Below are 25,339 nucleotides of genomic sequence, written 5' to 3' on the forward strand. Positions count from 1 at the left end.
AGATGCTTTGAAAGGTTTGAATGCGACTCGCACGGTTCATGAGGTGCTGGTGTCGTTGAGATGGCAGGCGCTCACATGCTGGATGGCGATGCCCTTGAGCTGCGGTGCTTCCACCGAACAGCGCGGCATGGCGTGCGGACATCGCGGATGAAAGTGGCAGCCGCTCGGGGGATGGAGCGGGCTGGGAATCTCGCCCTTGATCGCCGTGTAGGTCTTGTGGCGCGCGCCCATGTTCGGCACTTCGGCGAGCAGCGCCTGCGTGTACGGATGGTTGGGATGCGCGAACAGTTCTTCGACCGGCGCGGATTCGATCACGCGGCCGAGGTACATCACCACCACGCGGTCGGAGAGATGCTCGACCACGCCGAGGTCGTGGCTGATGAAGAGGTAGGTGAGGTTGAGTTCTTCGCGCAGGTCCATGAACAGATTCAGGATCTGCGCCTGGATCGACACGTCGAGCGCGGCCACGGCCTCGTCACAGACCAGCATGGACGGCTGCACTGCGAGCGCGCGTGCAATGCCGATGCGCTGGCGCTGGCCGCCACTGAACTGGTGCGGATAGCGGCTGCGCAGCGCGGGGTCGAGCCCGGCACGTTCGAGCTGCGCGCAGACATAGTCGTCAAACCCCGCACGGTCCACGAGGCCGTGGATGCGTGCGGCCTCGCCGACGATCTCGTCCACGCGCAGGCGCGGATTCAGGCTCGCATACGGGTTCTGGAAAATCATCTGCACCGACAGGCGCGCGGCGTGTTTTTCCTGCGGCGTCATGTTGGCGAAATGGCGACCGTTGATCAGTACCTCGCCGTTCGATGGAGCGAGCAGGCCGGTGGCGATGCGCCCGAGCGTCGATTTGCCGCAGCCCGATTCACCGACCAGACCGACCACTTCGCCGGGTTTCACGATCAGGTCGACCAGATCGACGGCGCGCGTGATCGGCGCTGGCTTTTCCAGGCCCATGCCTTGCAGCGCGCGGCTCATGAGGCCCGGCTTCTGTTCGCCAAAGCGCTTGCTCACGCCCTTGAGTTCGATGACCGGCGCGAAGTCCAGTTTGTCTTGTGGAAGGCTCATGCGCGCGCTCCTTCTTCAATAAGGGGATGGAAGCAGCGCAGCAGCTTGCCCGACAGCGGCTCGGTCAGCTCGGGCTGTGCGGAGCACGCGCTGCTTGCACGCGCGCAGCGTGCGGCGAAGGCGCAACCGGCGGGCAGGTTCAGCAGGTTGGGCGTCATGCCCGGAATCTGCTTGAGCCGTTCGCCGCGCTTGTTGTTGCTCGGAAGGCTACCGATGAGACCTGTGGTGTAGGGATGCATGGGATGGTCGAGCACCGCGTCCACGTTGCCGTGCTCGACGATGCGGCCCGCGTACATCACGGCCACTTCATCGGCCAGACCGGCGACCACCGAGAGGTCGTGCGTGATCCAGATGAGCGAGGTGCCGTGCTGGCGCGCGAGCTTCTGCACCTCGGAAAGAATCTGCGCCTGGATGGTCACGTCGAGCGCCGTGGTGGGCTCGTCGGCGATGATCAGATCGGGCCGGTGCAGCATGGCAATCGCAATCGCCACGCGCTGGCGCATGCCGCCCGAGAGCTGGTGCGGATAGGCGTTGAGGCGCTCCTCGGGACTGGGAATGCCCATCATGCCCAGCGTTTCGCGCGAGCGTTCGCGTGCTTCCTGCTTGCTGACCTTGGCGTGCGCCTGCACGGCCTCGATCATCTGCGTGTCCACGCGCAGCACGGGGTTCAGCGTCATCATCGGATCCTGGAAGATCATCGCGATGCGGTTGCCCTGCAGCGTGCGCAGCTCGCGAGGACTCATCTTCGTCAGATCGCGGCCCTGGAACAGGATTTCGCCACCGGCCACGCGGCCCGGCGCATCGACGAGGCCCATGATGGAGAAGCCGGTGACCGACTTGCCCGAGCCCGATTCGCCGACGAGGCCCAGAATGCGGCCGCGTCCGATGGTGAACGAGACATCGTTGACCGCCTTGAGCACACCGGCGCGGGTGTCGAATTCGGTGCGCAGATGGCGCACCTCGAGGGTCGGCACCGAGGGGTGGATCGTGCCGTTCATTTCACGTTCCTTGGATTCAGCACGTCGCGCAGGCGGTCGCCCACGAGGTTGATCGCCACGATGGTGACGAGCAGTGCGATGCCGGGGTAGAAGCTGATCCAGTACTCGCCCGAGAGCATGTACTGGTAGCCGTTGGAGATCAAGAGGCCAAGCGATGGCTCGGTGACCGGCACGCCGAGGCCAAGAAAGCTCAGCGTGGCCTCGAGCGTGATGGCGCGCGCGATCTGCAGCGTGCCGATGACGATCAGCGGAGGCAGGCAGTTCGGCAGAATGTGCTTGACCATGATGCGCCAGTTCGGAATGCCCTGGCAGTGCGCGGCTTCGACGTATTCTTTGCGGCGCTCCACGAGGGCCTGGCCGCGTGCGGTGCGCGCGTAGTAGGCCCACTCCAGAATGACGAGCGTGAGCACCACGTTGCCCACGCCCTTGCCCAGCCACGCGAGGATCATCATCGCGACGAGGATGGACGGAAACGAGAGGATCAGGTCGACGAGGCGCATGATCAGCGCGTCCGTCTTGCCGCCCGCGTAGGCCGCGAGCAGGCCGAGCAGCGTGCCGATCACGCCCGCGATCAGCGCGGAGCCGACGCCGACGATCAGGCTGATGCGCAGGCCGTAGAGGATGGCCGAGTACAGGTCGCGGCCCTGCCCGTCGGTGCCGAGCACATAGCGGAAGGTGTCGAGCCCGTTCATGGTACCGGGCGTGAGACGCGCGTCCATCACGTCGAGCTGCATCAGGTCGTACGGGTTCTGCGGCGTGATCCACGGCGCGAACAACGCGGCCAGAATCAGCAGCGCGGCGACGACGAGACCGAACAGCGCGAGGCGCGACGCGAAGAAGTCGCGCAGATGCTCGCGCCATGGCGATTCCTGCTTGACGGGGGCTGCGCTGGCTGCACTTGTAGATGGTTTGGTGATGGGCTGGCTCATGCTGCGCCCTCCAGACGCACGCGTGGATCAAGCACCTTATAGAGGATGTCCACGATGAGATTGAGCGTGACGAACAGGCACACCACGACGACGAGATAGGACACGATCACGGGGCGGTCGAGCGCGTTGATGCTGTCCAGAATCAGCTTGCCCGCGCCGGGCCACGAGAAGATGCTTTCGGTGACCACCGCGAACGCGATGGTCGAGCCGAGTTCGAGACCGAGCACGGTGACCAGCGGGATCATGGTGTTGCGTAGCACGTGCACGCCGATCACGCGCAGCGGCGACAGGCCCTTGGCGCGCGCGAACTTCACGAAATCGAGCGGCAGCACCTCGCGCACACCGGCACGCGTGAGACGGATCACCAGCGAGATCTTGAACAGCGACAGGTTGATGGCCGGAAGCAGCATGTGCTTCAAGCCATTGGCGGTGAGGAAGGACCACTGCGATCCCAGCACCTCCACCGTGTCGCCACGACCGCTCGCGGGCAGCAGGCCGAGCGAGACGCTGAAGGTCATGATCAGCATGAGGCCGACCCAGAATGTGGGCAGCGAGAAGCCCACGATGCTGCCGGCCATGATGGATTTGGAGAACCAGCTGTCGGGATAGAGACCGGCATGCAGGCCGAGCGGCACGCCCAGCAGCACGGCCAGCAGCAGCGCCGCAACGGCGAGCTCCAGCGTAGCGGGCAGGCGCTGGAAGATCAACTCGATGGCGGGCACGTTGTAGACGAAGCTGTTGCCCAGATTGCCATGCAGCGCGCCGTTCAGAAAGCCGAGGTACTGGCGCCACAGCGGCTGGTCGAGCCCGAGCTCGGCGATGATGCGCGCGCGCTCGATCTGGTCCACGTCCTGGCCGATCAGAATGTCCACCGGATTGCCGATGGCGTGTAGGCCCACGAAGACGATCATCGTCATCAGCAGCACGACGAGAATCGCCTGCGCCAGGCGACGCAGCAGCCAGCCGATCATGATGGCACTTTCTCTTGCACCGGTGGCTCGGCGGGCGTCCATTCGTCGCCGAAGACCTCGGGTTCTTCAAAGGTCTGCAGATTGCCGAAATGCCATTCGATGTCTTCGGCGTAGAGCGTGCTCGCGATGCCCTGCGCAATGCGCTGCGCGCCCACGCTCACGGCCGGGATGTCGCCCGAGATCGTGCCTTGCGAAAGCGCGGCGGGGTACGAGAAAACATGCACGCGCGAGAGGCCGGGGCAGGTGCCGGGCGTTTTCTCCTGCAGTTCGAACGCGGGTCCGAGGTCGGGCGAATCAGCCAGTTCCTGGTCGTCTTCGCCTGCGGGATGCGCGAAGCGGTCTTTCCACGAACGCACGAACGGAGCGAGCGCCGCGAACTCGGGGCGCTGGCTCCAGTCGATGCGAAAGCCGGTCGAGAAGATCAAGAAGTCGAGCTTGAAAACGCCCTTGTTGGTGGTCACGCGGATCTCGTCGTTCACCCATTCGAGATCGAGAATCGAGGTGCCCAGATTGAAGCGCGCATTTTCATGGCGCGACACGCGCAGCGTGCTGCCGCGTGGTGGCGGCACCTGCTGCACGTTGATGTAGTGGCGGATCTTCCACTTCCATTCGTCGGATAGGCTCTGATGTCCATGGGTCAGGCCGGGGCTGCCCGCGCCCTTGCCCTTGTTGACGCGCGGAATGTCGGCGCGGCGGATCAGCAGGTCAACGCTGGCGGCACCGCACTCCAGCGCGGTCGCGGCGCTGTCCATGGCCGACGCGCCTGCGCCGACCACGCCCAAGCGCTTGCCCGCGAGCGTCGCGTAGTCCATCTCGTCGGACGAATGCGCCCAGACCTCGCGCGGCAGCTTCTCGGAAATCGACGGCACCCAGGCACCGCCCAGACCATCGCGGCCAGTGGCCAGCACCACATGGCGCGCGAGCACCGTGTGTGGGCCTTCTGGCGTCTGCATGTCGAGCTGCACCACGCCGTCGGCGCGCGGGCGCACGGCCAACAGGGTGTGCTCGTTGCGCACGTCGAGCGCCAGCACCTTGCGGTACCAGCGCAGATAGTCCATCCACTGCAGGCGCGGAATCTTGTCGAGCGCGTCCCATTCGTCGCTGCCGAACTGCGACTCGAACCAGGCGCGGAAGGTCAGCGCAGGTTTGCCGAGCGCCGGGCCGGTGAGCGTCTTGGGCGAACGCAGCGTTTCCATGCGCGCGGTGGTGGCCCAGGGGCCTTCAAATCCAGTGGGGGCGCGATCGAAGATCGGCGCGTTCACGCCGAGAAACTGCAGCGCGGCCGTTGCGGCCATGCCACCCATCCCGCCGCCGATCACGGCCACGGGCAGCACGGCCTCGCCGTTCACTTCGGTGGTGGGCAGCCAGTTCTTGGCGGGCAGATCGAGCCAGGCGAGGTCCTGGCGCACGCGGGCTTCGAGCGCGTCAAGACCCAGCGGCGGGGCCGCCATGGTGGGCATGTTAGTGGGTTGGATCATTGTGGGCTCTCTTCTTCTTGTTCGGGAAACGGATGCGCTCCGGCAGGCTTTGCAGGCATGGGCAGTGCGTGCTGCAGCAGCAGCTCAGCATGCCGGCTCGCGTCGTGCAGCACAAAGCCGGGCAGTAGCGCGGCGGCGGCATCGGCGAGTGCGTTGCACAGCGCATCCATGGCGGGAGTGAAGGGCGAGGTCTGCTGGGAGACTACGCCGAACAGAAACGGAATGTGGGTATCGAGCGCACGCACGGCCAGCCCGTCGAGCGGCAGGCCGAGCGCGGTTACCGGCTCGAGCACGGAAACGCCGAGCCTCGCACGCACTGCGGCCATGGCGTTGACGCTGGAGTTGGTCTTGAGGAATTGGCGCGCGGCTGCTTCATCGGCGGTGGAGACGGCGGCGAACGCGTCGTCGAGCCGACCGAGCAAGCGGTATGGATTGGCCATGGTGATCAGCCGGCGTTGAGCGAGTGCGGCCAGCGGCACGACATCGCGCGTGGCCAGCGGATCGCCAGCGGGCAGCACGGCCACGCAGGGTGCCTCGGCGATCCAGTGCACCTGCAGACCACGATGTTCAAGCGGCAGGCTGGTCACGCCGAGCTGCGCGGAGCCGGTGAGCACGCCGTGCGCCACGCGTTCGGGCGAGGCGCTGCGCAGATGGATCTGCGACGCGGCGGCATCGTTGCCCGAGGCCTCGAGCCGCGCGAGCGCCGCCGGAATCAGCCCGGCTGCCAGCGCTGAGGTGGCCAGCAAATGCAGCGGGCGTTTGACGCCGTGCTCGATTTCCTTGGCGCGGCGGCGGATCTGCTGCAGGCTCTGCAGCGCATGCTCCACGTCCTCGAACAGCAGAAACGCCTGCTCGGTCGGCGACACGCGTGGGCCGTTGCGGCTGAATAGCGGGTAGCCGATCTCCGCTTCGAGCTCTTGCACCAAGCGTGTGACGGCGGGCTGGGAACGGCCCAGCACACGTCCGGCCGCGGTGACGCTGCCCGTGGACATGACCGCGGCAAAGGCTTCCAGTTGTCGGAGTTCCATCGTGTTTTGACTATGCTCAATGCAAATTCTGAAGTACTGAGAATGTGATTCGCAAATAATAAAAACGCATAAGTAAAAACCCTTGGGAATTTGGCGTCTGACGGGCTTCCAAAGGGAATCGACGTTGACGTGTTCTGCGCGCCGTTGTCTGCAGATGGAATGTGTACGACGTGAGTTGCCGGATGGCGCCGCTTCCGCTCATGCAAGCAAGCCTGCCTGTCCGTAGGGGTATCAAGGGCATGTGCTCCCCGCATTCGCTGCCCGACCAGAGCACGGCGCAGCGGGTAACATCCGGCGATGCGATCCAGCTCCGCCCGCGACATTCTTCTGGCCCATGCCATCGAAACTGCAGCGCCCAACGAAGCGCTGCCCGACGCCGCGCACTGTGCGACCATCACGCACGACACGCTGCACGCGATCGGCAGTCCCAACACCAAGGGCGGCTCAGCCAGTCACGCACAATTTCTCAATTTCATGGAGCAGCGTGCCCAGCGCATCATCGCGGCCAGCCAGTTGCCCGAAGACGTGCGCCAGGTCTGGAAGCAGGTGCCGGGTATCGCCCGCTGGGTGCCACTGGCGGTGCTCGTTGGCGCGCTGGTGTTTGGCTTCTGCCTGCACCGCTTCACCGATCCGCACCGCGTCGATCTGCTCGCGCCCTCGCTGCTCGGCATCGTGCTGTGGAATCTGCTGGTCTATCTGTGGATGCTGGTGAGTTGGGTGCGCTCGCTGCTGCGCTCGGGCCGTACCGCGCCCGTGGTGCTGCGGCCTGCAAATGCCTCGTCGGCACCTGTAGATGCGGTGGGCGGCTGGCGCGGCAAGTTGCGCGCGCGTATGCCAGTGGCGGGCGGTGGTGGTCTGCGCAGAATGGCGTTGGCGTTCGAGCGCAATTGGTGGCTGCTCAGCGCCAGAGCGCGTCACGCGCAATGGCTGCTGTGGCTGCACCTCGGCGCAGCGATGATGGCCGTGGGCGCGCTCGCATCGCTGTGGGCCACGGGACTGACGAACGAATACCAAGTGGGCTGGGAGAGCACGTTTCTCTCGGCGTCGATGGTGCAGCAGCTGCTCAACGGCATCTTCGCTCCGGTGCAGTGGCTGTTGGGTGCAGCGCCTTGGTCGTTGGCCGACATCGAATCGCTGCGCGGCTGGGTCAGCAACAGCGTCACGGCTCCCGCCGTGGCCGAGCGCATGGCCCACCTCTCGCGCGGCCAGCAATGGGTGATCGCCTACACCGCGTTGCTGGGGCTGCTGGTGATCGCGCCGCGTTTGTTGTGTGCGCTCTGGCAGGGTCTGCGCCTTGCGTGGCTGAACCGGCATGTGCAATTGCCGTTCACCCAGCCGTATTTCCAGAATTTACAGCGCGATTTCGGCGGCCTCGCCGTCACGCTGCACGTGCTGCCCTACAGTTTCGAGATCACGCCCGAGCGCCGAAAGACGCTCGACGCCTGGATCGCCACGCAGTACGGCGCGGGTGCGCATCTGGTGATCGAGCCCGCGCTTGCCTATGGCGCCAAGCTGCCCTCCGCCGCATCAGTCGCGGGCAAGGGCGCGGATGCTGCAGCCGTCCTGCTCATCAACATGGCCGCTACGCCCGAGGCCGAAATCCACGGCGAACTGCTGCAGACCGCCCGTGAGCGCTGGGGGCAGAACGCTGCGATCTGGCTGTGGACGCCGGACTTCGCCGAGCGCAACACCGGCGCGCCCAAGCGGGTGCAGGAGCGGCGCGAGCTGTGGGGGGAGTTTGTGCGGAATGCGGGGTTGGTGGCGGTGTGGGTGCCCTAGTGACAACCGGGTGGGTCAAATCCAGGGGTTGAGCATCGGCACGCCGAAGTGCGCGAAATCCTTTTCGTCGCGAGTCACTACTGTCATGCCGTGGACCTTGGCGGTGGCGGCGATCAGGGCGTCCATGGTGGGGCGTGGATTGGGCACATGCAGCGCCGCGCAGCAAACGGCAATGGCCTGATCGATCGGCAAGATGCGTCGCTCGAACCCCTTGTAGACGTGCTCGGTCAGCCAGGCTCGCAGGACGGCGCCTGCCAGAGGATCGACTCGCTCTTTCTGCAACACGCCTTTTTCCAGTTCCTGAAGGCTGATGACGCTCAGGAACATCTGTTCCATCGGCACCGATCGTGCCCAGTTGGCTACTTCGATGCTTCCCTTGCCCGAGGTCGCCTTGCGCAATTCGGAAACTACGTTGGTGTCGAGAAGGAACATATCAGGACAGATCCACTTCCCGAGGCAGCTCCTTGCTGCGGGTGATCTCGAACTCGATGTCGGCAGCTTCGGGCATCGCCAGCATGTCCACGATGCTACGCCCCGTGCCGACGAGGCGGTTGTATTTTTCGATGCTCATCAGCACATGCGCGGGCGCGCCGCGGTCGGTGATGAAGACGACCGTGTCGCCCTCGGCCGTTTTCTTGGCCTCGCTCACGCGCTGGTTGAATTCGCGGCTGGTGTAGGTCCGTTTGGACATGGGAGTACCCCCTGACTGAGAATGTAGATATGTTTCTACATTATAGGAGGGTGTGCTGACATCGTGTATGAGATTGGCGACCGTGCTCATGGGCGTCCTTGATGGAATGGAGCCGAGCATGCTGGCGCAGGAACGGCGAGGCAGTCTGGATCGACATCAGAACCTCGCCAGACTTTCCATGCGTTCGCCCGACGAGTTGTAAACCGCTGCCATTCCAAGCGATCATTCGCCATGCCTGAAACCAATGCCCGAGACATCACCGCGCTGCAGACCAACGCACCCGCCACCAGCACCCAGCAAATCCAGTGGTGTCTGCTCTCACACACCAATATTGGCAAGACCACGCTCACCCGCACGCTGCTGGCCGACGATGTGGGCGAGATTCAGGACGCCGCGCATGTGACCAGCCAGTCGCAGCGTTATCTGCTGCAGACCACGGCGCAGGGCGATCAGCTCTGGCTGTGGGACACGCCGGGCTTTGGCGATTCGGTGCGGCTGTATGAACGCTTGAAGCAGCAAGGAAATCCGCTCGGCTGGTTTCTCTCCAACGTGTGGGATCGTTGGCGCGACAAGCCGTTCTACATGAGCCAGCGCGCGCTGGTGGCGGCGCGGGACCATGCGGATGTGATGCTCTATCTGGTCAACGCTGCAGAAGACCCGGCCGATGCGGGCTACTGGGAGGCCGAGATGCGCATCCTCGCGTGGATGCACAAGCCGGTGATCATTTTGCTCAACCAGATCGGAAGCGACACCACGCCCGAGCAGACCGCCGCCGATCTGGAGCGCTGGCGCACGGCGGTGCAATCCTTCAGCGAGACGGTGCACGACGTGCTGGTGCTTGACGCGTTCACCCGCAGCTGGTGGCATGAGCGGCGCATGCTGCAGAGCATTGCGCCACTGCTGCCTGCTGACAAATTGCCGGCCTACGAGCGCATCCTGGCCGAGCGTGAACAGCGGCAACTTGAGCGCGAATTGGCCAGCATCGAAGCGCTCGCCGGGCAACTGATGCAGTCGGCTCTGGTGGAAGAAACCGCAGAGCAGGGCGCCTCCGGCAAGCTCTGGGACCGCGCGGTCAGCACCATCGGCAAGATCTCGCAGAAGCTCGGCAAAACGGCGCAGGAAGACGCGCCTGCCGAGGCGCGCGATGCGATGAAGCGGCTGCTTGCCACGCTGCAGAAGATCGACGTGCGCGCCACGCAGCGGCTGCTTCAGCTGCACCAGCTCGACGGCGATGCGGCCAGCCAGATCCAGCAGCAGCTCAAGACCGATCTGCAGATCACCACGCCGCACGATACGCAGGCCGCCAGCCTTTGGGGCGCGGTCACGGCGGGCGCGGCCACGGGCATCGGAGCGGATCTGGTGACGGGAGGCCTGACGCTCGGCACCGGGGCGATCCTCGGCGCGCTGGTCGGCGCCGTCACTTTCGCGGGCGCGGCCTGGGGTGCGAACAAGATGTTCGATCAGGAGTCGCAGCGCTTTCGCCTCTCGGACGACTACCTCACCGCCATGGTGTCGCAGGCGCTGCTCAAATACATCGTGATCTCGCACTTCGGGCGCGGGCGTGGCCGCTATACCGCGCCATCGGCGCCGCAGCAGTGGAGCGTCGCAGTGCAGGCTGCAGTGCAGCAGCACGCTGCGCAATGGCAGAGCCTCTGGGCGAACCTGCGGGCGCTGCCACCGCAATCATCAGCCACAGATGCAATGGCCGATGCGCCGCATTCACCCGCCTTGCAGGCCGAACGGCAGGCGACCGAACTGCTGCTCCAGCGCACGCTCGCGCAGGTGCTGCAGACGCTGTATCCGACGCTTGCCAAGTGAGGCATGAAAAGCCCTGGAAAACGCTTTGGCAGCTGTTTGGAAGCTGTGTAAACAAAGTTCCAAGCCAGCGTTGTCCTACAGATGGATCAATGCATTCGAGCGCAGCATGTGCACGTCACCCCAACCCATTCAACCCGGTGACGATCCACGATCAATCCAGGAGTGCAATTCATGCGCAACACAATGAAAATCTGGCTGGCTGCCGCATTCACGACCGCGTCATTCGCCGCGCTGGCTGCGGCGCCCGCTGGTGAGCAGACCTTTGTCTGCAAGGACGGCACTTCGGTCAGCGCTGCCGCCTCCAAGGGCGCGTGCAAAGGACACAAGGGCATAGACAAGGACGCGACCGCCAAGGCGGGCGGTGGCGTCGCAGCTGCACCTGCTGCTGCCGCTCCAGCGCCGCAAAAGCCGACAGCTGCCGCTCCCGCCGTCAAGGCCGACAACAAGGTATCGACCGCACCCGCTCCCGGCGGCGGCGCAGGCAAGGTCTGGGCGAATGACAGCACCAAGGTCTATCACTGCCAGGGCGACAAGTATTACGGCACCACCAAGCATGGCGAATATATGAGCGAGGCAGACGCCAAGGCCAAGGGCATGCACGCCTCGCACAACAAGGCCTGCACGGCCTGATCACTCAGCACATCAGCGGACAAGCAAACGCCCCACTCGCAGTCGCTGCGCGTGGGGCGTTTGTGTGTGGAATCGATCAGCGCGTGGGGCGCAGCAGTTCCTCGATCACGGGCTCGAGGTCCTGAAAACCGCCGGGCGAATCGAACTTCTCGCCATTGATGTAGAACGCGGGCGTGCCGTTCACGCCGCTGCGCTCGCCGCCGGCGATGTCCTCGCGGATGCGGCTCTCGAACTCGTCTTTTTGCAGCGACTGCTCGAGGTCTGCCTCCGACAGGCCCAGCGATTTCACCAGTTGCACATAGAACGGACCGCCCAACAAGCGCTGGTTGGCATAGAGCGCGTCATGTGCTTCCCAGAATTTTCCGTGCTTGGCTGCAAACTCGGCCACCACGGCCGCGTTCTGCGCCTCGGGGTGCATGGACAGCGGGAAGTTGCGGAACACGAAGCATAGCTCCTTGCCAAAGCGCTTTTGGATGCCTTGGACAATGGATGCGGCTGCGCCGCAATAAGGACACTGATAGTCGCCGTACTCAACCAAAACGATGGGCGCGCTAGTGTCGCCGCTGATGTGGTCGCGGCTGCTCACGGCAGGGTGAAGCTGGGACATGGGTGAAGCTCCTGATGGTCGTTGATGACGAAGTGGAACAAGGCCATGTGGCCTGTTGGAAAACTTCGTTGATACGATAGAGCGATTGCGCGGAAACCGTGTCAGCCGATGCCTTGAGTACGCACTGTTGCGTGCTCATGCGTTTGGAAGGAATTCAAGCCTCTCGACACCAATCTCAGATCGGCGGCTGTACGTCGGCCCATTTGCCCGACTCGATGCCTTGCAGCGCATATGGCCCGATGGCCACGCGCGCCAGCCGCAGGGTGGGGTGACCGATGGCGGCGGTCATGCGCCGCACCTGGCGGTTGCGGCCCTCGCGGATGATGAGTTCGATCCAGCAATCGGGAATGTTCTGGCGCACGCGGATCGGCGGATCGCGTTGGCCCAGCCATTCGGGCGTGTCGATGCGGCGCGCCTGCGCTGGCAGCGTCAGGCCGTCGTTGAGTTGCACGCCATCGCGCAGGCGCTGCAGCGCGGCCTCGTCGGGGATGCCTTCCACCTGGATCAGGTAGGTCTTGTCCATCTTGAACTTGGGGCTGGAGATATGCGCCTGCAGCAACCCATCGTTGGTCAGCAGCAGCAGGCCTTCGCTGTCGGCGTCGAGCCGACCCGCGACGTATACGCCCGGCACATCGATGAAGTCTTTGAGCCCGCGCCAGCGGCCCTCGGGCGTGAACTGGCTGAGCACGCCGTAGGGCTTGTGAAAGCACAGCAGGCGCGTGGGCCCGTTGCTCTTTTCACGCGGTTCGCGCTCGAATCTGGCGCTGCGCTCACGCAGTTCCGGCTTGCGCAGCGTGGGTTTGTGGAGGGTGTTTCTTCTCGGTGCGTTCATCTTGGCTCAGGAAATCAGATAGCCGCCGTCCACCCCCAGCACGGTGCCGGTGATGTAGCTGGCGAGCGAGGAGCCCAGAAACGCGATCGGCCCGGCCAGCTCGGCCGGATCGCCGTAGCGCTTGAGCGGAACGCGGCGCATGATGTATTCCACGTGCTTGGGGTCCTTGCGCGTCGACTCGGTCATCGCGGTGAGCATCACGCCCGGCGCTACCGCATTCACGCGGATGCCTTGCGGCGCGAGCTCCAGTGCCATCACCTTGGTGAGCATCTCCACGGCGGCCTTGGAGGTGGAATAGGCCACGGAGCCTGCCGCCGCGCGCGACGCGGCAATCGAGCCCATGTTGACCACGCTGCCACCGGTGGACGCCAGCAGCGCCTGAAACGCATGAATCGTGTTTCGCGTGCCGCTGAGGTTGATGTCCAGCGTGCGCTGCCACTCCTCATCGCGATCTTCGCTGTCAAACGCATGTCTGGGGCGCACGCCCGCGTTGTTCACCAGCAGCAGTTTGCGCTCGGCGCTGATCTCGCGTGTGACGAGTTCGGCCGCTTCCCGGCATGCATTGGCGTCCGATACATCGAGCTTGAGCGCATGAGCGATGCCACCGGCCTCACGGATCAGAGCGGTCGTCTCGCCTACGGCATCTTCGTTCACGTCGCTGGCAAACACCTGTGCCCCCATGCCCGCAATGCCAAGCGCCACCGCCTTGCCAATGCCCTGGCCGGCGCCGGTGATGAAAACGGTTTGGTCTTTGAGCAGGTCCATGAAGGGTAAGGATGGTGCGTGGGCAATGTTGGATTATGGATTGCCGGAGTCTCGACATCACGCTGTTCAGCGGGGTCGCATGGAATTTTGATGTGTTGCGGCACTCCGCTGAAGCACGGCCGGCCCGTTCAGAATGGTGCGAATCAGGTCGGCTTGCCTTCTCACGCCCACCTTGGCGGTGATCGATTTCAGCTGCACACGCACGGTGTGGACCGAAAGAGCCCGTTCTTCTGCGTATTCCCTCACGCTCAGGCCATTGACCAGCGCCTGGGCGAGTAACGACTCCGCCATGCTGAGTCCGTAGCAGGCTCGCAGCACCGCATCAAGCTCGTGCAACGTGGCCGTGGGATCGCTGATGAAAACAGCCGCCGCAGCATGTGTTCCGAACGGTTCGCATTGTTGGGGCAGGGGGCTGATGAGCAAGTGCAGATTGTGCTGCAGGCCCTGCAGTCGCATGCCTTGTCCGGCCTGAATCGGCACTCCCAGCCCTGTAGACACGGCGCGGCGCATGGTCGCCTGCAGTCGCATATCGTCTGCCTGCCGGGTCGCGTGCAATGTCTCCTCACCCAGAAAACGGCCCTTGATTCGGATAAGCCCGGACTCTTGTGCCAGCGAATGCGCGCGAGCGTTGGCGTGCAGTACCTGAGCCTTGGCATCCAGCAGCACGATTCCGAGCGGAAGGCGATCCAGCAATCCGAGCGATGCCTGCGCCAGCGCTTCGGCGCGGTGCAGTCTGCGATGCAAGGCAAAGGCGGTCTGCAGATGCGGCATCAGCGTGCGCAACTGTTGCTCTTCCTGTGGGGTGTAGGGGCCATGCGCCTTGGAACGTAGGGCGGTGACGTTGAATGACCGGCGATTGCGCTTTTCGACCACGGCAGCGAACGAATAAAACAGGTCCTGCGGCCTCAACCAGTCACCGAACCATTCGGTCGATGGCAGCTTGCCGTCGGGGCTCAATCGGCTTGAATTGACGATGTGGCCTTCGTGATGCAGATGCTCGTTTTCCAGCCAGACGTTGCAGTGACAGAAGTGCCGGGTATATCCGTCGAGATAGAAATCGTCGAGACCGACGGTGCACGCAATGGAAGTGGGCCCGCCGATGAGATCAGCCGAGTTGTCGCTGAAGTCATGGGCCCACATCAGTGCCTGTTCCGACTGGAAGGTGGCGGCGAAGCGCGCCAGAAAATCGGGCCATTTCTCCGGTGCCATAGAGGCCTCGTAGACGGCTCCGATCAGCGGCACCAGGCCGTGTTCCTCACGCTGCGACATTTCTGCGAAGCTCCTCTCCAACGGTTGGGCGTTGTCCGAATGGCGCGTTGATTTGCATGCTTTCGCGAGTGTAATCAAGTGTTTCTGATACCCCAATTGGGTGATGCCGGGCAGGGGTAAAGCACCTACAAACGCAGTCAACACTTTGGTGACTCGGGGGATGGGCTTGAGAGGCGTTCGAATGCGAAGCAGATGCGCAGCTTGGTTGGAGTGGTTTGCAACGGGTGGGAATGGGGCGCTGTGGTGGGCGCGTTCCTGTTGGCTGCTCGCTCTGTGCATCGGCACGGGGGCAGGGCATGCGGCACAGAAGGATGTTTTGGTGGTGGGCAAGACGCAGGTCTGTTTCTCGCGCGACTACGCGCTTGAGCTGGCGGCCATTTCCGCCGAAAACAATGCGCACGATGCGTGTGCGGCATTGGGGTCGGGCTGGCGTCTGGGGGAGCTGCGCATTCCGGGATATCAGCAATGCAGGCAGTGCGGCCAATCCAAGGAATACCGTTGCGAGATCACCCAGGTCAGCTATTCCTGTATTTCCACGGAGGGACGGCAGGCCGCAGAAGAGAAGGCGCCGCGTGACGGGAAGTCCGGGAGCGACGCATCTTCCGGCGCTGGGGCAGGTGCACTGGAGAAATGGGCCAAGCCGGCAAACGGAGCTGACGCGGCCTCCCCCGGGGCCACGCAGACGCGCAATCCGTTGGAGCACTTCGAAGCGGAACGGGCCGAGGTGCGCAAGCAGCCCATTCGCATCACGTCGCCGCAGCCGCGCCAGCAAGTCACCACGCGGGTGGTGGAAGTGGTTGGCGACACGCAAGGCGTTTTGCGCAACAGCGAACTGACCGTGCATTTCAACGGGGCGCAGCAACGCATCGCCTCCGATGCGAACGGGAAATTCCAGGTCCGCCTGATATTGGCGGCGGGACTCAACAATGTCCGGGTATGCCACGCGCAGGCCTGCAGCGAAGTGGCCATCGACGCCAAAATTCAGCCGCAGGCGCTCATGGCCACCCTGACATGGCAGGGCCGTGCCGATCTCGATTTGCATGTGCTGACGCCTTCCGGTGCGCATTGCATGCACGGACGCAGAAGCATCGCGAACGAATGCTCGCTGGACATCGACGACACACGCGGAGTGAATCCCGAAAACATCTCCATTGCGCCGCAGGCGCCCAAAGGCAAATACCGCTTCAGCGTGGTCAATTACAGCGGGCAATCAGGAATCCAGGGCGTGCTCAGCATCTACAAGGCCGAGCGATTGGTGGAGACGCGGCCCTTTGTCACGGGCGGGGGGAAGAAATCCACCGCGCTGGAAGTCGATGTAGGCAATGACTGAAGTTTGAACGGAGAAAGAAATGCGCAGATTTTTTGCCCTGTGGGTGGCCTGCATGTGCCTGTTGCAGGGGGCGCACGCGCAGATCCAGCTTTCGCCCAAGGTGGAAGCGGATCGCCAGATGATGGCCGCCAGTCAGGCGATGAGAGATGGGGACTGGAAGGAAGCCGTGCGTGCCTTTGAGGCGGTGGAGGCGACGGGCTTCAGTCCGCTGCCCGAGGTGTTCGGCTACTCGTACGGCAACGCCTTGGGTGAGGCGGGCGAGCATGAGCGCGCCAAGGAGCGGTTGCTCAACTACCTCAACACCTATGGCGAGAAAGGCAAGTACTACGTGCAGGCCATGGAGCAACTCAATGCGGTCGAGAAGCGACAGCGAGGCGCGGCGCAGGAAATCCAGCGTCAAGCTGCCGCGCAGGAGCTGCTGCGACAGGAAAAGGAGGTGGCCGAGCGACAGTGGACGAAGGTCTACTTCCGGCATTGGATCCTCGATGTTGCGGGGCGCGGATCGTGTCAGAAAACCCAGCGCAAGCTCGACGAATACATGCAGCGCTCGACCTATCGCAATTTTTCATGCAACTGCAACACTGCGCCGGTCAATCATCCCGCGTGGCGCGGTCATTCCGAAGACATCTGCCGAGGTGAGTTGGAGTTCAACGCCCAGTTGGACGCGAACGCAAGGGTGAGCGGCAAGGAGGGGGAGACCAACCGCTGGGGCTTTGAGATCAAGAAAGGCAGCGCGTTCAGTTACTGAACCGCGCCGAGGGTTGACGCGGGATAGATCTCCCGCACGCAATCCAGCCACGCCCGCGCCGCGCGCGAGAGGTAGCCGGGGCGCCACATCAGCACCACGTCCCAGCTCAGCACGGGATCGACCAGCGGCCGGCTTGCCACGCGCGCCGGGTCGTAGCGCGCGATCACGTGCTCGAACATCACGGCGATGCCCACGTCCTGCGCGACCAGATCGCCTATGAAATCCCAGTAGCGTGACTGCAGGCGGATGTGCGGCTCGAAGCCCGCACGCGCGCATTGTTCGAGCACCGCCTGGTGTAGCTTGAAGCCCGGGGTGTAGAGCACGAAGGGCTTATCGCGTAGATCGCGCCAAGCGAGCGGCGCGTTCGCGTCTTCCACCCGGTGTGCCGCCATGGCCACGCGGGTGGTCTGGCGGGCAATGGTCGTGGTCTGCAGCTCGGGATCGGGCTCGCTGAGCAGGCCGAGCGTCATGTCGAGCTTGCCGTCGAGCAGCGCCTGCCGCTGCGCGCTCGCGCCCTGCTCGTCGACCTGCAGCACAACGCCGGGGTGGCGCTGCTGGAACAGCGCGATCACCGGTGCCATGTAGTGCCCGGCCGTCGGCATGATGCCTACGCTGAGCTCGCCGCGCGCGATGCCGTCGACCTCGGCCACCTCCTGTTTGAGGCGGCGGGCCTCGTCCAGCAGCGTGAGGCCGTGCACATAGACCACCTTGCCCGCGTCTGTGAGCCGCACGCTGCGGCCTTCGCGCAGCAGCAGCGGGCCGCCAAGCTCGTCCTCCAGCGACTTGACCATCTTGCTGATGGTGGGCTGGGTCACGTGCAGCGTATTGGCGGCGCGGGTGAAGCCGTTCTGGCGGACGACTTCGACGAAGTAGCGCAGGGCTCGCAGATCCATGGCGTGCTGACTATTCCAAATTTGAATGAAAAAAATAAGAATAATTCATTTTACGAATGTACGTGAAAACCCTAGACTTTGGGCATGTCATCAAGCACTTCCATCGCCTTGGCCCACGCGCCCGCGTGGTTGGCTGCGCTCCGGCAGGGCGCACGCATTGTGTTGCAGATTGTGCTGCTCAGCAGCATCTGGGCCGCCATGGACTTGGCGCGCCAGCGCTTTGGCTGGAGTATGCCGGCCGGCCTGATCGGCTTTGGGCTGCTGGCTGTGGGGCTGTTCACCGGTCTCGTCAAGGTGCAGTGGCTCAGGGGCGGCACCCACTGGCTGCTCGCCGAGATGCTGCTGTTCTTCGTGCCCGCCATGCTGGTGATCACTGAATACGGCGATCTGGTGTGCCATCAGGGCCTGCGGATTCTGGCCGTGATCGTCGCCAGCACGGCCTGCGTGATGGTCGTCACCGCGCTTGCGGTGGACCGTGTCTACCGCCTTGAGCTGTGGCTCGCGCGCCGCCGCTCCACGCATGACGCGCACCGTGCATCGCCAAAGGAGTGAATTCCATGTTGTCCAATGAAATGATCGGCGTGCTTTCGCTGCTCGCCACCGTGGGTTGCTATTGGGCCAACAAGCGCGTCTACCGCAGCCATCCGCATCCGCTGCTCATGCCCATCGTGGCGACGCCCATCGTGCTGATCGCCCTCGCGCTCGCCACGCATGTGAGCTATCCACAGTACATCGCCCAGACCCACTGGCTGGTCTGGTTGCTGGGCCCCACGACGGTGGCGTTCGCGCTGCCGCTCTACGAGAACCGCCAAATGATGAAAAGGCATTGGATGTCGATCACCACCGGCGTGGTCGTGGCCAGCGTCATGTCGGTCGGCACGACCGTGCTGTTCGCCCAGTGGTTTGGCCTGTCGGAGGAGCTGCAGAAGGGCTTGGCTGTGCGCAGCATCACCACCCCGTTCGCCATAGAGGCAGAAAAGGTGCTCGGCGGCTCCACTGATCTGGCGGCGCTCTTCGTGCTGCTCACCGGCGTGAGCGGCATGCTCATGGGCGAGACCATTCTGCGCTTGCTGCCCCGCGTGCGCAGCAAGCTTGCGGCCGGTTCGATCTTCGGCGGAGCCGCGCACGGCGCGGGCGTCGCCAAGGCCCGGCAATGGGGCGGCGAGGTGCCGGCCGTCGTGGCCTCGCTGGTAATGATGATCGCCGGGGCGGTCAATGTGCTCGCGGCGCCTTGGGTGAAGTGGTTGCTTTTCTGAGCGAGCCGGATTCGGTTGTGAATCTGTGGTTTTGACAACGCCAGTGGCGGCCATCCGGTGAATGGCGACACCCATCCGTTCGGCGCAGTGGCGACGGATCACACGCTGTCCGCGATCTTCGAGCCCGTCACCAGCATAGCGGCACCACGGCCCCGACTGCCGGCACTCCAAGCATGGTGGCCGCTGGTGCTGTTGGCACACAGGCCTACATGCGGGTCATCACGGGCAGACCGGCTGTTTTGCACACGGCTGCTCCCATTCCCACGTTGGGTCAGTGGGGTATCGCATCGCTCTCGGCCGCGCTGCGCCGCAGACAGAGCGGTGTGCCGAGGTGATCATGCACTCTTTGCCAGCGTTGATCGGCTCAGCGCAATCTCCACGGACACCAGCGTGCCGCAGGCGCCCGAATCTACGCTGAGCCTGCCGCCGATGCGTGCGGTGCGGGCCGTCATGCTGCGCATGCCTACGCTCGTGTGTTGCTGCTGCACAGCGGCGACGTCGAAGCCCACGCCGTTGTCTTCCACGCAGACGACGAAGCCCTCGACACTGGGTTGCTCGCAGCGCACGCGCACACTGGTGGCGCGACTGTGCTTGATCACGTTGGAGAGGGCTTCTTCCACCAGCCGCGAGAGGTTGAGGCTTTGCAGCGCGCTTGGCCGCAGTTCCGGATCCAGCCATTGCGTCGCGACGTTCCAGGTGCTGTCCACCTCCAGCTCGTCGAAGATGCGAGTGAAGCGGTGGCGTAGCGGTGCGGCCCATTGCACAGGCGTGTCGGGGATGGCGGCATCGGCTCCGCCGCTGGCGTTGTAGTCGATCATCTGGCGCAGATCGTCGCGCAGTGTCTTCAGAATGGAGAGCACGCGCCCGTTAGGCAGCGGCTCACTGGCCTGCTCGACCAGCGCCATGCCGCGCACCAGACTCGCGCCCAGTCCATCGTGCAGATCGTGCGCAATGCGCACGCGCTCTTGCAGCGTCGCATTTTGCAGCGCCTGCGCGTGTTCGCGCTCTTGGGCCTGCGTGAGTTCCGTGCGGGCGTTGGCAATGCCATCGGCCAGCGCGCGGTTGAAGCGCTCCACGCCGCGTATTTCCTGCACGAGCTGCGTTCCCAGCACCAGCATGATGAGCGCAATGATCAGCGGGCCGCTCAGCGCCGCCCAGTTGCGCGCTACTTCCCAGAAGCCCAGCATGCCGCTCAGATCATGCAGCGCCACCACCACGAACACCAGCCAGACCAGGGCCAGCAGCATGTCGCTGCGCCGACGTGGCCGCTCGCGTGGGCCGCGCCAGACATGCCACTGGAATTGCCGCGCATTGAGCAGAAACACCGCCATCGCGCCTTGCCAGATCACGTTCCACCAGGCGGCGGCGTCGGCACGCGGCGCGAGCAGCGAGGCAGCCGAGCCGACGGTAGCCAACACCCAGAGCGCGCTTTCCACCTTGGGAAGGCGCTGCCCGCCATAGCGGAAGGTAAACAGACAGGCGCCGAACACGTAGGCAATGAGCGCCACCATCGACGCGCGCGAGCGCATGATCGAATCGGCAAACGGCCAAGGCGATGCGGCGAGATAGGTGCTGAGGTAGGCCAGCCAAGCCAGCGACATCAGCGCGAACCAGCCGTAGGCAGGCTCCTTGCGGCGCAGCAGCCAGACCAGCACAAACAGCAGGCCCGCCATACCGCAGAGCACGGCGTTGATGGAATAGATCGTGCGCTGGTGCCATTGCGCGTGTTCGAACTGTGCGCGCACAGTGGCTTCATCCCCGAGTCGCAAGGCGCCCACACCGGACCAGATGGCGCTCAACCCCACCACATGCACCCACACGGAATTCACACCCGCATGCAGCGACGAGGCGGGCAGCACCCACCATCGCGGTACATTCCAGCTGCGCGACAACGGCTCCACGAGCGATGAGTCGCGCCACAGCAGATCGTCGTTGATGAACACCGCGCCCGCAACCCCGATGCCGTCGATGCCCAGCGCCACCGGCACGCTGCAGCCCGAGGCGTCGAAATCGATGCGATACCAGGCCGAGCCGTCGTAGCCGGGCCAGCGCCGATTCATCGCATCGGGCACCTTGGAGCTCACCCAGCCCTGGGTGGGGCGGACGCTGCCGTCACCAGCAGCTTGAGCCACCTCGACATTCAACACACGTGGTTTGCAGGTATTCGAGGCGCTTTCTGCTGCCCATGCGGGCACCATCGATCCCGCCAGAACCATCAGACACAGAACCAGCCAATGGCGCAGCCAGCGCGTCAACGCACTACTCTCTGGTGGCGTGCAGCGGTCTCGTCAGGGGGGCGTGGGGCGGGTGTTCGAGTGTTCACGGCGGGGCATTGGCAATTCGGAATGCTGCCGATGCTAGGACAAGCCGCGCGGCTTGCCTATCACCCAAACAGGTGAATTTGCATGGAGGTTGCACCTATTCGAAACACCGCACGCACCCTGGTCGGGCGCCATCAGACCGCTGCGCAGCCTCCCGTCACATCACGCATTCCATTGAGCAGAACGCGTTGGTGCTTACCCACTTCACTGCCCTGCATCGCCGCGCGGTGCGCCCAGCGGCTGGCCTCGCAGGGATCGGTGGTGACCGCATTGCCGTACAGGCCCGGGCCGACGAGCAGCACGCTTGCCAGAAGCTCCTGTGCGCGGACCTCGCCCGCATCACCGGCCTCGCGCAGCAGGCGCAGCATGGCGGGGTAGTCGCGCTCGGTGCGCGCCTCAAGCGCCATTTGGTAGACCTGTTCGGGCGAGTGTGTGGGCGAGCTTGCAAGATCAGCAGCCTGTGCATCGCCCACGAGCGAAATGCCACGCGACAGCGCGAGCACGGTGCACAGGGCCAGCAGCACCAGGTGCGAGCCTGTGGGGTGGGAGGTGAGCTTGGGCGTTGGCATGGCCGGTTCCTTTCCTTGCATTGCACAGTCCGGAAAGGACTGCTCATGGGGGTGGATTGAATCGACTCAGGCCGCTTGGCACAATGCGGTTGTTTGCCGCGAGCCTTCGGTTGGGCCGAAGGCGCGACATTCTGGGAATTCACGTTTCATCTCCTCTGAAAGAGCACCCGCCATGCGACTCGATCTGTCCGACCTTCGCCTGTTTCTCTGCGTGGTGGATGCCGGCAGCATCACGCAGGGCGCGGCGCGCGCTCATTTGGCGCTGGCGTCGGCGAGTGAACGCCTTCGCAGCATCGAGGAAGACGCGGGCGTGCAACTGCTCGAGCGCAGACCGCGCGGCGTGGTCACCACCGAAGCGGGCGAGGCGCTTGCGCACCATGCGCGGCGCATCCTGCAGCAGCAGGAATTGCTTCGAAGCGAGCTCAGCGATTTCGCCAAAGGCTCGCGCGGCACGCTGGTGTTCTATGCGAGCACGGTGGCGCTCACCGAATATCTGCCGCGCCAGCTCGCGCCGTGGCTGGCGACGAAGCCGCGTCTGCGGGTAGACCTCAAGGAGCGCACCAGCACGGAGATTTCGCACGGCATCTCGAGCGGGCTGATCGAGGCGGGCATCGTCTCCGATGTGGTGCAGACGCAGGGGCTGGATTTGCAACTGCAGCCGCTGGTCAGGGACCATCTGGTGCTGATCGCGCCTGCGACGCATCATCTCGTGCAGGAGGGCCGCAAGTCGGTGGCCTTCAACGAGTTGCTCGGCGAGCAGTTCGTCGGTTTGGCGAGCGGCAATGCGCTGCAGGAACACATCGCGGAACACGCGAGCCGCGCGGGACGCGACATCGCGCTGCGCATCCGCATGAAGACCTTCGAGGGCGTTTGCGAAATGGTCTCGCACGGCATCGGCGTGGGCATTCTGCCGATTGGTGTGGCGCGGCGCTACAAGCGCCAGCATCCCTGCCAGATCATTCCGCTGACGGACGCGTGGGCACAGCGCCACCTGTGCCTGTGCTGGCGCGACTGGTCACAGCTGTCTGCACCGATGCGCAGCCTGCTCACGCATCTGGGCGCGATGCCGTGAGCGGTCAAACTGCTCGATTCACTTGTCCGACCAGGGCGACTCGGCCCAGATGGTCTTGAAACCGTCGGTCTGCTTGTCCAGGCGCGCCTTCCACGCATCGCCCTCGAGGTAGTCCATTTCGGTGAACTGATTGGTCATCTGCTTCTGGAATTCGGGGTCCTTGGCGATGTCGCGCAGGGCTTCGGTGAGCTTGGTCTTCACCTCGTCGGGAATGCCCTTGGGCGCGACGATGCCACGCTCGGAGTTGAACACCAGATTCACGCCCTGCTCCTTGAAGCTCGGCACATCAGGAGCGAGCTTGGCGCGCTCGGGGCTGGCTTGGCCGAGGATGCGCACCTTCTCGCGAAACGGCATCACTTCGCCCAGATTCATGCCGCCGATCACCACCTGATCGCCGAGCACGGCGGTGCGCAGCGGACCCGCGCCGTTGTAGGGGATGTGGTTGAACTTGGCACCGGTCAGGCGGCTGAACAGCACCATCGCGAGGTGATCGTCCGTGCCCACGCCGGTCGAGCCGTAGGTGATCTCGCCGGGGCGCGCCTTGGCATCGGCGATCAGGTCGTTCAGGTTCTTGTACTTGCTCGAAGCCAGTACGCTGAACGCGCTGGGGTCGCGCACGATGTTGGCGATGTAGGCGAAGTCGGCATTGTTGAACTGGCCCTTGCCGAGGCGCTCGATGGGCAGCGTCACGAGGCCGGGCATGTTGGTCATGCCGAGGGTGTAGCCATCGGGTTTTGCCTTGGCGACGTATGCCAGGCCGATCTCGCCCGAGGCACCCGCCTTGTTGACTACGACGACGCGCGCGCCGGTCTTGGTGGTCAGAAATTGAGCCACTGTGCGGGCCGTGATGTCGGTGCCACCGCCGGCGGCGAAACCGACGACCAGTTCAATGGGTTTGTCATTCGGCCATGCTGCCCATGAGCTAGTAGCGGCTCCAATGGTCAGCGCGCCAACAGCCAACGTCATAGCTCGGCGGGAAAATTTCTTGAAGGAAATGGACATTTTGTTCTCCTTGGTTTTTTGGTGTGGCGAAGCCTTGCGGCTTCGATGATTGGTCGTGCTGAGGCGGCGATACAGGGCTTGATCCTTCGTTGCGCCTCCTTGCCGTACGGAAGTACTGTCTGCGTTGGCGACGCCTCGTCTCAAACCCTGTCTCGCCGTTGTGGCGGTGGATCTTTGCAGCGTGAACACTTCGGTTGCCCGCTGTCGGAATTCCGAAACTGCGATCTGGAATCTGCGAGACGGTTGTTCTTATGCTTTTTTCGTTGGAACCGTTGGGCATCCCCAGTCGGCCCATAGCTTGGCTACGGCTGCATAGTCATCGCGGCCGTGGCCTGCGGCGACGCCCATGTCGTAGACGCTGTGCGAGCCCTGGATCGCGAACAGCGGCACTCCCAGTGTTTGCGCCAGTTGCAGGGCGAGGACGGAGTCTTTGCGGGCGGCGTCCAGCGGCATGCCGCCTGCGTAGTCGCCGTTGACGATGCGGTCGGCGTAGCGATAGGTGAGTGGACGGTGCAGGCCCATTTGCGCGTCTGACAGCAGGGTGATGAGCTTCTGGCAATCCACGCCCGAGGCCGTGGCCATGGCTCCGGCTTCGGCGACGACGACCATCACGGCGTGCGCGACGGCGTTGTTGATCACCTTGGCCGCCGCGCCTGCGCCTTGTTGGCCGAAGTAGACCTGTTTGGTGGCGATGGCGTCGAGCACGCCCTGTGCGCGTGCAATCGCCTGCTCGTCACCGCCGAGCGCGAGCGATGCCGAACCAGCGACCATCTGGCCGACACCGGCCATGATGGAGGCGTCCACTACGTCGATGCCGAAAGGAGCAAGCACCTTTTGCTCGGCGTGGATGTGCTCGGGGTTCACCGTGCTGGTCTCCAGTACCACCGCGCCGCGCGGCAGTTGCGGCGCGATCTGCGCGAGCACGGCCAGCGAGATGGTCGGGGTAGGCAGGCACAGCACGACGATGTGGGTGTTCTTCAGGTCTTCGGGCGAGGTGATGGCGACGCCGCCGAACTTTTCTTTGGCGCGGGCTAGGGCTGCGGTGTCGAGGTCAAACACCTGTGTGGCGAAATTTGCGCCGATGCGTTCGGCGAGGGGGAAGCCCATGTTGCCTAGGCCGTAGATGGCGACTGGGTTGTTGGTTGGTTGTTGTGTCATCTTGTCTTGAATTGGGTTGTGAGTGGGGCCGGTTTTCATTTTTGGCTTTTGTCGGAGCGTTGAGGGCGGAGGCCGGGACTGCCCCCGGCGGGGCAATCACTTTTTGGTCTTGCCCAAAAAGTAATCA

At 64.1% G+C, this 25,339-nt stretch carries 26 protein-coding genes; 9 read left to right on the forward strand and 17 right to left on the reverse strand.

What is annotated here, in order from left to right:
- Positions 1 to 36 precede the first annotated feature (36 nt).
- The 6 genes from G7047_RS24630 to G7047_RS24655 are packed head-to-tail and all read right to left on the reverse strand — an operon-like array spanning position 37 to position 6,472.
- The gene (locus tag G7047_RS24630; protein WP_166310939.1) at positions 37 to 1,068 is read right to left on the reverse strand and encodes an ABC transporter ATP-binding protein; all 1,032 of its coding nucleotides are present in this window, start codon (positions 1,066 to 1,068) and stop codon (positions 37 to 39) included.
- Positions 1,065 to 2,066, reverse strand: coding sequence for an ABC transporter ATP-binding protein (locus G7047_RS24635; protein ID WP_166310941.1), 1,002 nt, complete (start codon positions 2,064 to 2,066; stop codon positions 1,065 to 1,067). The genes G7047_RS24630 and G7047_RS24635 overlap by 4 nt, the downstream gene beginning before the upstream one ends.
- Positions 2,063 to 2,995, reverse strand: coding sequence for an ABC transporter permease (locus G7047_RS24640; protein WP_166310943.1), 933 nt, complete (start codon positions 2,993 to 2,995; stop codon positions 2,063 to 2,065). The genes G7047_RS24635 and G7047_RS24640 overlap by 4 nt, the downstream gene beginning before the upstream one ends.
- Positions 2,992 to 3,966: an ABC transporter permease gene (locus tag G7047_RS24645; RefSeq protein ID WP_166310945.1), complete on the reverse strand. Its 975-nt coding sequence runs from the start codon at positions 3,964 to 3,966 to the stop codon at positions 2,992 to 2,994. The genes G7047_RS24640 and G7047_RS24645 overlap by 4 nt, the downstream gene beginning before the upstream one ends.
- Positions 3,963 to 5,444 carry an NAD(P)/FAD-dependent oxidoreductase gene (locus G7047_RS24650; RefSeq protein WP_240939254.1) on the reverse strand — a complete coding sequence of 494 codons (1,482 nt, stop codon included), beginning with the start codon at positions 5,442 to 5,444 and terminating at the stop codon, positions 3,963 to 3,965. Before G7047_RS24650 ends, G7047_RS24645 begins: the two co-directional genes overlap by 4 nt.
- Positions 5,441 to 6,472, reverse strand: coding sequence for a LysR family transcriptional regulator (locus tag G7047_RS24655; RefSeq protein WP_166310947.1), 1,032 nt, complete (start codon positions 6,470 to 6,472; stop codon positions 5,441 to 5,443). The genes G7047_RS24650 and G7047_RS24655 overlap by 4 nt, the downstream gene beginning before the upstream one ends.
- 297 nt (positions 6,473 to 6,769) lie before the next feature.
- On the opposite strand from G7047_RS24655, the gene G7047_RS24660 reads away from it, so the two are divergent.
- A complete protein-coding gene (locus tag G7047_RS24660) occupies positions 6,770 to 8,251 on the forward strand; it encodes a DUF2868 domain-containing protein (RefSeq protein WP_166310949.1) in 1,482 nt (493 codons plus the stop codon).
- A 15-nt stretch (positions 8,252 to 8,266) separates the two neighbouring features.
- On the opposite strand, the gene G7047_RS24665 is transcribed toward G7047_RS24660, so the two are convergent.
- Together G7047_RS24665 and G7047_RS24670 are read right to left on the reverse strand one after the other, a co-directional pair.
- Complete coding sequence (locus G7047_RS24665) at positions 8,267 to 8,683, reverse strand: type II toxin-antitoxin system VapC family toxin (protein ID WP_166310951.1); 417 nt, start codon at positions 8,681 to 8,683, stop codon at positions 8,267 to 8,269.
- A 1-nt stretch (position 8,684) separates the two neighbouring features.
- Positions 8,685 to 8,942, reverse strand: coding sequence for a type II toxin-antitoxin system Phd/YefM family antitoxin (locus G7047_RS24670; RefSeq protein WP_166310953.1), 258 nt, complete (start codon positions 8,940 to 8,942; stop codon positions 8,685 to 8,687).
- A gap of 231 nt (positions 8,943 to 9,173) precedes the next feature.
- Here G7047_RS24670 and G7047_RS24675 point away from each other — a divergent pair, with 231 nt between their 5' ends.
- Both G7047_RS24675 and G7047_RS24680 read left to right on the forward strand, forming a co-directional pair.
- Positions 9,174 to 10,760, forward strand: a complete 1,587-nt coding sequence (locus tag G7047_RS24675; protein WP_166310955.1) for a DUF3482 domain-containing protein — start codon at positions 9,174 to 9,176, stop codon at positions 10,758 to 10,760.
- 171 nt (positions 10,761 to 10,931) lie between these two features.
- Positions 10,932 to 11,390 carry a hypothetical protein gene (locus G7047_RS24680; protein WP_166310957.1) on the forward strand — a complete coding sequence of 153 codons (459 nt, stop codon included), beginning with the start codon at positions 10,932 to 10,934 and terminating at the stop codon, positions 11,388 to 11,390.
- Positions 11,391 to 11,466: 76 nt separating this feature from the next.
- Here G7047_RS24680 and G7047_RS24685 read toward each other — a convergent pair whose 3' ends face one another.
- The 4 genes from G7047_RS24685 to G7047_RS24700 form a co-directional block, all read right to left on the reverse strand.
- The gene (locus G7047_RS24685; protein WP_166310959.1) at positions 11,467 to 11,997 is read right to left on the reverse strand and encodes a thioredoxin domain-containing protein; all 531 of its coding nucleotides are present in this window, start codon (positions 11,995 to 11,997) and stop codon (positions 11,467 to 11,469) included.
- A 175-nt stretch (positions 11,998 to 12,172) separates the two neighbouring features.
- Entirely contained in the window at positions 12,173 to 12,829 is a 657-nt protein-coding gene (locus G7047_RS24690; protein ID WP_166310961.1) for a pseudouridine synthase, read from the reverse strand.
- Between the two features lie 6 nt (positions 12,830 to 12,835).
- On the reverse strand, positions 12,836 to 13,594 hold the full coding sequence (locus tag G7047_RS24695) for an SDR family NAD(P)-dependent oxidoreductase (protein WP_166310963.1): 759 nt from the start codon (positions 13,592 to 13,594) through the stop codon (positions 12,836 to 12,838).
- A 66-nt stretch (positions 13,595 to 13,660) separates the two neighbouring features.
- On the reverse strand, positions 13,661 to 14,863 hold the full coding sequence (locus G7047_RS24700; protein ID WP_166310965.1) for a LuxR C-terminal-related transcriptional regulator: 1,203 nt from the start codon (positions 14,861 to 14,863) through the stop codon (positions 13,661 to 13,663).
- A gap of 181 nt (positions 14,864 to 15,044) precedes the next feature.
- Between G7047_RS24700 and G7047_RS24705 the strand changes: the two genes are divergently transcribed.
- A complete protein-coding gene (locus G7047_RS24705; protein WP_166310967.1) occupies positions 15,045 to 16,193 on the forward strand; it encodes a hypothetical protein in 1,149 nt (382 codons plus the stop codon).
- A 19-nt stretch (positions 16,194 to 16,212) separates the two neighbouring features.
- On the forward strand, positions 16,213 to 16,941 hold the full coding sequence (locus tag G7047_RS24710) for a hypothetical protein (protein ID WP_166310969.1): 729 nt from the start codon (positions 16,213 to 16,215) through the stop codon (positions 16,939 to 16,941).
- On the opposite strand, the gene G7047_RS24715 is transcribed toward G7047_RS24710, so the two are convergent.
- Complete coding sequence (locus tag G7047_RS24715) at positions 16,935 to 17,834, reverse strand: LysR family transcriptional regulator (protein WP_166310971.1); 900 nt, start codon at positions 17,832 to 17,834, stop codon at positions 16,935 to 16,937. The two genes, G7047_RS24710 and G7047_RS24715, sit on opposite strands and share 7 nt — an antisense overlap.
- Before the next feature lie 84 nt (positions 17,835 to 17,918).
- On the opposite strand from G7047_RS24715, the gene G7047_RS24720 reads away from it, so the two are divergent.
- From G7047_RS24720 to G7047_RS31565, 3 genes are all read left to right on the forward strand, one after another.
- Positions 17,919 to 18,386, forward strand: a complete 468-nt coding sequence (locus G7047_RS24720; RefSeq protein ID WP_205904671.1) for a CidA/LrgA family protein — start codon at positions 17,919 to 17,921, stop codon at positions 18,384 to 18,386.
- 5 nt (positions 18,387 to 18,391) lie between these two features.
- The gene (locus G7047_RS24725) at positions 18,392 to 19,090 is read left to right on the forward strand and encodes an LrgB family protein (RefSeq protein ID WP_166310973.1); all 699 of its coding nucleotides are present in this window, start codon (positions 18,392 to 18,394) and stop codon (positions 19,088 to 19,090) included.
- 209 nt (positions 19,091 to 19,299) lie between these two features.
- Entirely contained in the window at positions 19,300 to 19,425 is a 126-nt protein-coding gene (locus G7047_RS31565; protein WP_371813902.1) for an IPTL-CTERM sorting domain-containing protein, read from the forward strand.
- Here G7047_RS31565 and G7047_RS24735 read toward each other — a convergent pair whose 3' ends face one another.
- Both G7047_RS24735 and G7047_RS24740 read right to left on the reverse strand, forming a co-directional pair.
- Positions 19,426 to 21,345, reverse strand: a complete 1,920-nt coding sequence (locus tag G7047_RS24735) for an ATP-binding protein (protein ID WP_240939255.1) — start codon at positions 21,343 to 21,345, stop codon at positions 19,426 to 19,428. It lies immediately after the preceding gene.
- Positions 21,346 to 21,545: 200 nt separating this feature from the next.
- Positions 21,546 to 21,980, reverse strand: coding sequence for a sel1 repeat family protein (locus G7047_RS24740; protein WP_166310977.1), 435 nt, complete (start codon positions 21,978 to 21,980; stop codon positions 21,546 to 21,548).
- Positions 21,981 to 22,152: 172 nt separating this feature from the next.
- Between G7047_RS24740 and G7047_RS24745 the strand changes: the two genes are divergently transcribed.
- The gene (locus G7047_RS24745) at positions 22,153 to 23,052 is read left to right on the forward strand and encodes a LysR family transcriptional regulator (protein WP_166310979.1); all 900 of its coding nucleotides are present in this window, start codon (positions 22,153 to 22,155) and stop codon (positions 23,050 to 23,052) included.
- Positions 23,053 to 23,070: 18 nt separating this feature from the next.
- Here the strand turns inward: G7047_RS24745 and G7047_RS24750 are convergent, their stop codons facing one another.
- Complete coding sequence (locus G7047_RS24750; protein ID WP_166310981.1) at positions 23,071 to 24,054, reverse strand: tripartite tricarboxylate transporter substrate binding protein; 984 nt, start codon at positions 24,052 to 24,054, stop codon at positions 23,071 to 23,073.
- Positions 24,055 to 24,303: 249 nt separating this feature from the next.
- Positions 24,304 to 25,212, reverse strand: coding sequence for an NAD(P)-dependent oxidoreductase (locus tag G7047_RS24755; protein WP_166310983.1), 909 nt, complete (start codon positions 25,210 to 25,212; stop codon positions 24,304 to 24,306).
- Between the last annotated feature and the right edge of the window lie 127 nt (positions 25,213 to 25,339).

The organism is Diaphorobacter sp. HDW4A, from assembly GCF_011305995.1.
Lineage (GTDB): Bacteria > Pseudomonadota > Gammaproteobacteria > Burkholderiales > Burkholderiaceae_C > Diaphorobacter_A.